At 52.4% G+C, this 8,482-nt stretch carries 8 protein-coding genes and 1 tRNA gene; 8 read left to right on the top strand and 1 reads right to left on the bottom strand.

Annotated features, from left to right (window positions below; genetic code table 11):
* Positions 1-189: 189 nt before the first annotated feature.
* The 4 genes from P1P89_20910 to P1P89_20895 all read left to right on the top strand — a co-directional run bounded on the left by P1P89_20910 (position 190) and on the right by P1P89_20895 (position 4,402).
* Positions 190-1,257 carry an Ldh family oxidoreductase gene (locus P1P89_20910; GenBank protein ID MDF1593975.1) on the top strand — a complete coding sequence of 356 codons (1,068 nt, stop codon included), beginning with the start codon at positions 190-192 and terminating at the stop codon, positions 1,255-1,257.
* Between the two features lie 256 nt (positions 1,258-1,513).
* Positions 1,514-2,023 carry a TRAP transporter small permease gene (locus P1P89_20905; protein MDF1593974.1) on the top strand — a complete coding sequence of 170 codons (510 nt, stop codon included), beginning with the start codon at positions 1,514-1,516 and terminating at the stop codon, positions 2,021-2,023.
* Positions 2,020-3,318, top strand: coding sequence for a TRAP transporter large permease (locus P1P89_20900; GenBank protein MDF1593973.1), 1,299 nt, complete (start codon positions 2,020-2,022; stop codon positions 3,316-3,318). The genes P1P89_20905 and P1P89_20900 overlap by 4 nt, the downstream gene beginning before the upstream one ends.
* A gap of 88 nt (positions 3,319-3,406) precedes the next feature.
* The gene (locus P1P89_20895; protein MDF1593972.1) at positions 3,407-4,402 is read left to right on the top strand and encodes a TRAP transporter substrate-binding protein; all 996 of its coding nucleotides are present in this window, start codon (positions 3,407-3,409) and stop codon (positions 4,400-4,402) included.
* A gap of 90 nt (positions 4,403-4,492) precedes the next feature.
* Here the strand turns inward: P1P89_20895 and P1P89_20890 are convergent.
* Positions 4,493-4,579, bottom strand: a tRNA-Leu gene (locus P1P89_20890).
* A 151-nt stretch (positions 4,580-4,730) separates the two neighbouring features.
* Here P1P89_20890 and P1P89_20885 point away from each other — a divergent pair.
* From P1P89_20885 to fmt, 4 genes are all read left to right on the top strand, one after another.
* Positions 4,731-5,666, top strand: coding sequence for a bifunctional riboflavin kinase/FAD synthetase (locus tag P1P89_20885; GenBank protein MDF1593971.1), 936 nt, complete (start codon positions 4,731-4,733; stop codon positions 5,664-5,666).
* Between the two features lie 74 nt (positions 5,667-5,740).
* Positions 5,741-6,814 carry a lysylphosphatidylglycerol synthase transmembrane domain-containing protein gene (locus tag P1P89_20880; GenBank protein ID MDF1593970.1) on the top strand — a complete coding sequence of 358 codons (1,074 nt, stop codon included), beginning with the start codon at positions 5,741-5,743 and terminating at the stop codon, positions 6,812-6,814.
* A gap of 38 nt (positions 6,815-6,852) precedes the next feature.
* Positions 6,853-7,356, top strand: coding sequence for a peptide deformylase (def, locus tag P1P89_20875; protein MDF1593969.1), 504 nt, complete (start codon positions 6,853-6,855; stop codon positions 7,354-7,356).
* Between the two features lie 7 nt (positions 7,357-7,363).
* Positions 7,364-8,299, top strand: coding sequence for a methionyl-tRNA formyltransferase (fmt, locus tag P1P89_20870; GenBank protein ID MDF1593968.1), 936 nt, complete (start codon positions 7,364-7,366; stop codon positions 8,297-8,299).
* Positions 8,300-8,482 lie beyond the last annotated feature (183 nt).

Genomic DNA, 8,482 nt, shown 5'->3' with positions numbered 1-8,482 from the left:
CAACAGGGTGTCTTGGCTCCTCCATAACCGCATACTACACCATGTGGTCGGTTGAGTAAAGTGCATACCCACTTTTTCTTTATAAGGTATGGATTGACCGTTTGTCAAAAATAAAAAAAAGTATTTTGCTGAATAATCGTTCCTGCTGATTCTAAATCGGTTGATCTGCGTTCGTCCCAGGAGGTTGAAATGGTTGAGCCCCGTTCACTACCGGAAGGTTCTGTTCGCTTTCCGGCAGCGCACATCCATGAATTTATCTGCAAGGTCATCTGCAAAGCCGGCCTGCTGCAGAGCCATGCCGGAAAAATCGCAGACGTTCTCATAAGTGCCGACCTGCGCGGAATTCGCAGCCACGGGGTCGCACGCCTGCCTAAATTCTTGAGCCTCATCGAAAATGGCGCTGTCAAGAAAAATCCCCGGATGGCCTTTCACGCCGGAAGCCATACGACCGGTCTTTTTGATGCCGACAACGGATCCGGCATTGTCGCTTCCGACCAGGCGATGGACAAAGCCCTTGCCATGGCCGATGAACACGGCACCGGATTTGTTGCCGTCACCAACACCAGTCATTTCGGTTATCCCGGCTATTACGTCCATAAGGCCATGGAAAAAGGGCTTATCGGGATTTGCATGAGCAACGGTGAACGAATTGTGACACCGACGTTTGCCATGGAGCCCTTTATGGGCTCCAACCCGCTAAGCGTCGGCATTCCGGGAAACGCTAACGCGCCTGATTTTTATCTCGATATGGCCACGGCCGCCGTTGCCCGGGGCAAGATAGAAACCTGCCTCAAAGAAGGAAAGCCCCTTCAGGCGGGATGGGTTCCGGAATCCTACGGTCCGCCTGGCCTTGACGACAAGGGAATCCTCATGTTCGACGTTCCGCTGCTTCCTCTCGGCGGCGAAAGCCCTGAGACCGGGAGCCACAAGGGATATGCACTCTCACTGATGGTAGAACTGTTGTGCAGCATCTTGTCCGGTCAGGTCAATCCCTCCACCGGACATTTTCTGGGAGCGATCAAGATGGCCGCGTTCCGCGACCCGCCGCTCATCCATCGTCATATGAAACAGATCTTTAACGAGATCCGGCAGTTGAAAAGAGCCCCGGGCCACGAGCGAATCTATATCCCTGGAGAACTGGAGGCGATCGCTGAAGCGGAAAACCGACGCCTGGGGATTCCCCTCACGCCGGCCGTAATGAAACAAATTCACCGTTTGAATAGGGACATGGACCTCGGGTTCGAATTTTCAGCCTGAACCGCAACGACGCGTGCATTCCCCGTCCTGTCTCGGCGGAACTGCAGGGTTCTTTAAATCAAGTCCGCTTCTTTCCGGGGATGTACTGAAAATTTTTTCAGGGCTGCCGCCAGTTATCCCTTGACGCCGGTCTTACAATTATATTACTTATCATCGAAAACGAAAACGATTCTGAAGATACCCCGGTATCCAGCGATCGCAAAAGGATGCCGGTCTTTTTTTGATCATCGCCCCTAAAGATAAGGAAAACCCACGGATGCCGCTGTTGAAACTCGTCTGGCAGAATTTTGAACGCTGGATATCCATGTTTTTCGTCGCTTTTCTGACGATCATTCTATTTGTTGAAGTGCTGTCGCGCTACATTTTTTACACCTCGGTGGGCTGGATCGGTGAAATTTCCGGATTCGTGTTTATCTGGTTTATATACCTTTCCATCAGTTATGTCACCGGGAAAAACACCCATATCCGGGTTCAGATTCTGGATTTCATCCTGCCCGCCAGATGGATAGAGCGGGTGGATCTCTGCATGAACCTGCTGTGGCTGGCCTTTAACGGGCTCATGACCTGGTATGGCCTGCAGCTGGTTCTGTCTGTCGTCGAGTATCCTTTCAAGTCTACCATTCTGGACGTTTCCATGGCGATTCCCTACTCGATCATTCCAATGGCATTCGGTTTGATGACCATCCGGTTGGGCATCAACACGTATCAGGACGCTGTGAAACAATTTAAAGAGAAAACGCCCGGCCCGGAAGGGGGTGCCGCATGATCCCCGACACCTTTACCGTCTCCCTGATTCTCTTCGGCGGCCTGGCCCTGTTGATCTTTCTGAGGGTCCCCATCGGCATCTCCCTGGGCCTTTCCGGCGCCTTGACATTTCTGTATACCAAGGGATCGTTTGTTGCCATGGCCCAGACCTATTATGATTCGGTGGATTCCTTTCCCCTGGTGGCGGTGCCGCTTTTCTTTCTGGCCGGGTCCATCATGGAAATGGGGGGGATTTCCCGGCGGCTGGTCAATGTGGCTGAAGCGATGATCGGTCAGATCCGGGGCGGGCTGGGGATGGTGACCATTCTGTCCTCCATGTTTTTTTCAGCCATATCCGGCTCCGGTCCGGCCACCACGGCCGCAGTGGGCGGCGTGATGATTCCGGCCATGCGGCGGCGAAACTACGACAGCAACCTGGCGGCGGCCATAACCGCTACCGGCGGCACCATGGGGGTTTTAATCCCCCCGAGCATCTTGTTGATCCTCTACGGCGTCAGCGCCGATGTCTCCATTACCCAGCTGTTTATCGCCGCGATGGTACCAGGCCTTTTTATCGGATTCAGCCTGATGGGCGCCGTATATGTCATCTGTCGTTTAAAAGGGATCCGGACGGTTGAAGAAAAATTTTCAGCCAATCGCCTCCTTTCGACGCTCTGGCAGGGCAAATTGTCCCTACTGGCGCCGGTCATTATCCTGGGGGGGATTTACACCGGCGTGTTTACACCCACGGAAAGCGCGGTGGTAGCGGCTGTTTACGGATACTTTATCGCCGCATTTGTTTACCGAGAGCTGGACTGGGCCGGCACCCTCAAAGCGCTTGATTTTACGGTGAGCGTCACCGGCAAGCTGGGGATCATCTGGGCGGTTTCGGTTGCCTATGGCGAAATCATGACGCTGTACCAGATTCCCGTGGTCTTGAGCCAGTATATCCTCAATGTCACCCGGGGTCCGTTTTTAATTCTGGTCTTGATCAGTATTTTTCTGACCTTTACCGGGATGTGGATGAACTCCATCGCCCAGGTCATCATCTTTACCCCCATTTTTTTGCCGGTCATCAAGGCCGTTGGCGTCGATCCCATCCATTTCGCCATTATTTTTGTGGTCAACGCCGAAGTCGGTTTTTTGACGCCGCCCCTGGGGACCAATCTGTTTGTATCCATGGAAATTGCCGAAACCAGTCTGGGCGGGGTTACCCGGGCGGTGATGCCGCTTTTGGGCGTGCTTTTGCTGCTGGTTCTGGTAATTATTGTCCTGCCGGAGATCAGTTTGTGGCTGCCGCGACTGCTTACCGGATGAGGTGAGCGGGTTGCGGGTTGAGAAATCAGGCATTGTAAGTAAAAGAAGCCGCCGGCGAATGCGGCGGACTCAACTAAAGGAGGGTCTTATGAATAAAAGAAATCTATTTGTTTTGGTGATTGCCGTATCAATGTTTCTGCTTGTGTCGGTTTCCGCGTCACTGGCTGCCAGTTATAATCTGAAACTGGCGCACAACCTGCCCCCGACCGATTCGTCCCTTTACCATCAGGCGGCCCTGAAGTTCAAGGAGCTGATTGAAAAGGAAAGCGGCGGTGAAATCAGCGTACAGATTTTTGCTGCATCTCAGCTGGGCAGCGATGTCAGCGTGGCCAAAAAGGTCCAGGGCGGCGCCATTGAGATGGAGATTCTCACGGCCAACAAACTGGGCGCCTTTTACCCGCCCATCGACCTATATTCCCTGCCGTTTTTGCTCAAGGACTTTGATGTGGCAGCGAAAGTGTTTCAAACATCGGTCCACAAGGGGATTACCGATGAACTGGAGAAAAAATCCGAGATCAAAACCCTGGCGTTTGTGGGGGCCGGTTTCCGCAACATTACCAATTCGAAGCATCCCATCAACAAGCCGGAAGACTTAAAGGATCTCAAGATCCGCATCCCCGAAAATAAAATCGAACTGGCGACCTTTAAGGCCCTGGGCGCAAACCCGGTCAATATTCCAGGCAGCGAGCTTTTCAGCGCCCTGCAGCAGGGGGTTGCCGACGGTCAGGACGGTTCAGCGGACTGGGCCTATGCCAAGAAGTTTTACGAAGTCCAGAAATATCTGGCCGTCACCCATCATCAGCTATCCACTTCCACCATGATCATCAACGCCAAGTTTTTCAGTTCCCTGCCGCAAAAACTTCAGGAAAGCGTATTAAAAGCAAGCAAGGAAACGGAAGCCTACTGGCAGAAACTTTGCAAAGACGGGGATAACGACGTTATTGATCGGTTCAAGGCCAAGGGGATGCAGATCACCTATCCGGATTTAGACCTCTTTATTCAAAAGGTACAGCCGGTTTACAGCGAATTTGCAGACCGATTGGGCGGAATGGATAAGATCAAGGCGGTTCAGGCGGTAAAATAGGACATTCTATTAACCTGGAATAAAAGGTGTTTTCCAAATAAAAAACGGAGCCGTTAAAGGCTCCGTTTTTATTTCAACAAATCATTCTTATGGTGCCGAAGGCGAGACTCGAACTCGCACAGCCATACAGCCACTAGACCCTGAACCTAGCGCGTCTACCAGTTCCGCCACTTCGGCATGAATGAAAAAGAAAAATAGAAAAAAGTTTGATTTACGAATCGAAATTTTATATATATTTTCATTTAAAATGATTGTCAAGCCCCTATTTGACAAAATAAATTTTGCCCTCATATTAAGATTGTAATTTTTAAGTTAAAATCGGACGATAATGGAACTTATTGAAGATATAAATAAGATTGCGACGCCCCTCTCCAATACGGTGGTCACCATCGGCAATTTCGACGGCGTCCACATCGGACATCAGGCCCTTTTCAGAAAGGTCATTGAAGAGGCCCGGTTGCGGGGCGGCAAAGCGGTTGCCGTTACGTTTGAACCCCATCCGGTTCGGGTTTTAAAACAAAACGGCCTGCCGCCCTTAATTACGATTTATGAACAGAAAATTGAGCTCATCGCCCAGACCGGGATCGATGTGCTTATCTGCATTCAATTTACCCCTGAATTTGCGGCACTGAGTCCCCGGGCGTTTGTTGCTGATCTACTGATCGACCGTATCGGCATGAAGGCGATCGTAGTGGGTGAAGATTATACCTTCGGCAAGAACAGGGAAGGAGACGTGGCGCTCCTAAAGGCATATGCCCGACAGTTTGATTTTAAAGTGATCACAGTGGGTGAGATCCAGACGTCTACCAGCACTGCCCAGCGGATCAGCAGTACGAAAATTCGAGATCTGGTGATGGAAGGCGATGTGGATGTCGCCCGCGGCTTGCTGGGCCGGAACTACCAGATCCGGGGGGTGGTGATCACCGGACGGAACAGGGGCGGACGGCAGCTTGGTTTTCCCACGGCAAACATCCAGCTGGAGGATGAGCTGTGCCCAAAGAACGGGATCTATGCCGTAACGGTGGAATGCGGGGGCAGCTTCTATCCGGGCGTTGCCAACATCGGCTACAGCCCCACGTTTGACGACCACCAATTCACCGTTGAGGTCTACCTGATAGATTTCAGCGGCGATTTGTACGGAAAACACCTGCGGGTCAATTTTGTTAAACGGCTGCGGGATGAAAAGCGGTTCGGTAATCTGGCAGATCTTTCGGCGCAGATTAAGCAGGATGTTTCGGATGCCCGGGTAATTCTGGCAGCTTGAGCCGGCGCCGCAACGGAAAGCGTTTGCCGGCGTGAAGACCGGCGCCCTTTTTTTGATGATGGCAGCGTACTTTTATGAAAAAAAAATTAACCCTTTCACTATTGCTGGGAGCCGGGGTTTCAGCCGCTGCCTTGTACTTTGCGTTTAAGAACGTACCGTTCAAAGCGCTTGTCGATTATCTGGCCATTATCAATTACTGGTGGGTGGTGCCTTCCGTGGCGGTGGCCCTGCTCACGTTTGTCATACGGGCGATTCGCTGGCAGGTGATACTGGGAGGAAAGGCGGCGGGGATCGGCTTCTGGCAGGCGTTTCACCCCATGATGATCGGGTTTATGATCAATTGCATCCTGCCCGGCAGGGCCGGCGAGGTGGCCCGGCCGATCATATTGTCGAAAAAGGACAAGGTGCCCTTTACCACCGGACTTGCCACCGTGGCAGCCGAGCGGGTGTTTGACATCGGACTGTTAATCGCCTTTTTTGCGGTGGTCCTGGCCAACGTCCGGATGGATCCGGACCTGATGATATCTTACGGGAAATATCGGCTGAACCGGGGTGTTCTGGAGATGATTGCCGGCGGCATGCTGAAAGCGTCTCTGGTTTTAGTGGCTGGAATCGTTTTACTCAGTCTCGAGAAAGTCCAGCAATGGATCAAGGCGGCCATCTATAAAATTCCGTCGCTGCTCATCGGCGCCGGTCCGGATTTCAAGTCCAAGGTACGGGAAAAATTGTCCCTGCCGTTGGCCCGGCTGGTTGAAAATTTCGCGGCCGGATTCGGGCTGATCAAGCGTCCGCTCAAGATCGTTATTTGCATTCTGCTGTCTTTCCTGGTTTGGTATCTGTCGGCGCTTTCGTATTATTTGATGGCGCTGGGCTGCCCGGGCATTAATCTGACTTTTCTGGAGCTGTCGGCGGTGATGATTATTGTCTGTTTTTTTATTGCGCTGCCGTCGGTACCGGGTTTCTGGGGAATCTGGGAAGCCGGCGGTGTGTTTGCCCTTTCCCTATTCGGGGTGCCGGCAAAGGAAGCCGCCGGCATGACCCTGGTGGTGCATGCCATCTCGGTATTTCCGGTAATCATCGGGGGACTGATATCGGCAGTGATAACCGGAATTAATATCTGGCGGATTACCTATACAAAAGTTGAATAAGGCGAAACACCGCCTCTAATGCAGCGAGGCCTTTGAAAATGCTGGAAATACTAACCTATCCGAATCAGTTTCTGCAGCAGCCCACCAAACCGGTTGAGAATATCGACGGTATGATCCAGAAGTTTATTGATGATATGGCTGCAACGATGTACGCAGCCCCCGGGGTCGGACTGGCTGCCATTCAGGTGGGTTTCGATAAAAGCATTCTCGTATATGATATAGCGCCCCCGGAGGATGGTCGATCGCTTCAGGTGCTCATCAACCCCAGGATTATTTCCAAGCGAGGGGAGGTGCTATCGGAAAATGAAGGCTGCCTGAGCGTGCCGGAATACCGGGCGGATGTTAAACGCGCAACGGAGATTGTAGTTGAGGGGCTGGACAGGGAAGGCAACGTGATCACCATTGAGGCTGAAGGTTTTCCGGCAATTGTTCTGCAGCATGAAATCGACCACTTAAACGGGACCCTGTTTATCGACCACCTGAGTGCTCTCAAGCGCGAATTATACAAGCGGCGCGTCTTGAAACAGTTAAAGCGGGAGTGAAGCTGAATTGAAAGTCATCTTTATGGGCACACCGGAATTTGCGGTGTCAGCATTGAAAAAACTCCATGGGGACGGCCATGAGATTGTTCTGGCGGTCACCCAGCCGGACCGGCCCCGGGGAAGGGGGCGGCAGGTTTCAGCGTCACCCGTTAAAAAGGCCGCCATGGGGTTGAACATTCCGGTTTCTCAGCCTGAATCCATCCGGACGGTTGAATTTCTCCGTTTTGTCCAGGAGTTGCAACCGGATGTGTTGGTGGTGGTTGCCTTCGGACAAATCCTGCCCAAAAGTCTTTTGTCGGTCCCGCCAGTCGGCTCCATCAACATTCATGCGTCCCTTCTTCCGAAATACCGCGGACCGGCGCCGATTCAATGGGCAATCATCAACGAAGAAAAACAAACCGGCGTCACGATCATGTTTATGGATGAAGGGCTGGATACCGGCGATATTCTCCTGGCTCAAAAAACGGATATTTCCCCTGACGATACGACCGCCAGCCTCTATGGCCGCCTGGCCGAAATGGGGGCAGAACTCATCAGCGATACCCTGGGGAGGCTCAGCGCCGGCCACATCAAACCGGTTCGACAGGACCATGAGCAGGCCACTTATGCCCCGCTGCTGAAGAAAAGCGACGGTCTAATCGATTGGACCCGACCCGCATATTCTCTGGATGCGTTTATCCGCGGGATGTCGCCCTGGCCGGGGGCGTTCACATTTTATGACGGCAGGCGGCTAAAGATTTTTCGGGCCGTACCGGCCCGGTCGGATGTTCGTGAAGCACCCGGCACCGTTATACCGGGGTTTCCCGACGAACTCAGGGTCATGACCGGCGAAGGGGCCTTGTCCATACTGGACATCCAGGGCGCGTCCGGAAAACGGTTGCCCATCAGAGATTTTCTGCAGGGAAACAGCATACCGCCGGGAACTAAACTGAAAGCCAGCTAATTTTTATTATAGTATAGAAAGCCTGATCCCCAAGGCCGGGGTGGAAGTAACCGGTTTTTCCTTAGAGTTTAGTGCTTAAAAATACAAATTCCAAGGATCAAATTACAAAAGTGGGTATGCACTTTACTCAACCGACCACATGGTGTAGTATGCGGTTATGGAGGAGCCAAGACACCCTGTTGC

It is taken from the genome of Desulfobacterales bacterium (assembly GCA_029211065.1).
GTDB lineage: Bacteria > Desulfobacterota > Desulfobacteria > Desulfobacterales > JARGFK01 > JARGFK01.
The sequence above is the reverse complement of the archived record's forward strand: the minus strand, read 5'-3'. Positions and strand labels throughout refer to the sequence as shown.

Coding starts and splice junctions, on each gene's coding strand:
- P1P89_20880 (MDF1593970.1), top strand. CDS start 5,741: ATGAAAAAAAAATTAACCCTTTCACTATTGCTGGGAGCCGGGGTTTCA.
- def (MDF1593969.1), top strand. CDS start 6,853: ATGCTGGAAATACTAACCTATCCGAATCAGTTTCTGCAGCAGCCCACC.
- P1P89_20885 (MDF1593971.1), top strand. CDS start 4,731: ATGGAACTTATTGAAGATATAAATAAGATTGCGACGCCCCTCTCCAAT.
- P1P89_20900 (MDF1593973.1), top strand. CDS start 2,020: ATGATCCCCGACACCTTTACCGTCTCCCTGATTCTCTTCGGCGGCCTG.
- P1P89_20910 (MDF1593975.1), top strand. CDS start 190: ATGGTTGAGCCCCGTTCACTACCGGAAGGTTCTGTTCGCTTTCCGGCA.
- P1P89_20905 (MDF1593974.1), top strand. CDS start 1,514: ATGCCGCTGTTGAAACTCGTCTGGCAGAATTTTGAACGCTGGATATCC.
- P1P89_20895 (MDF1593972.1), top strand. CDS start 3,407: ATGAATAAAAGAAATCTATTTGTTTTGGTGATTGCCGTATCAATGTTT.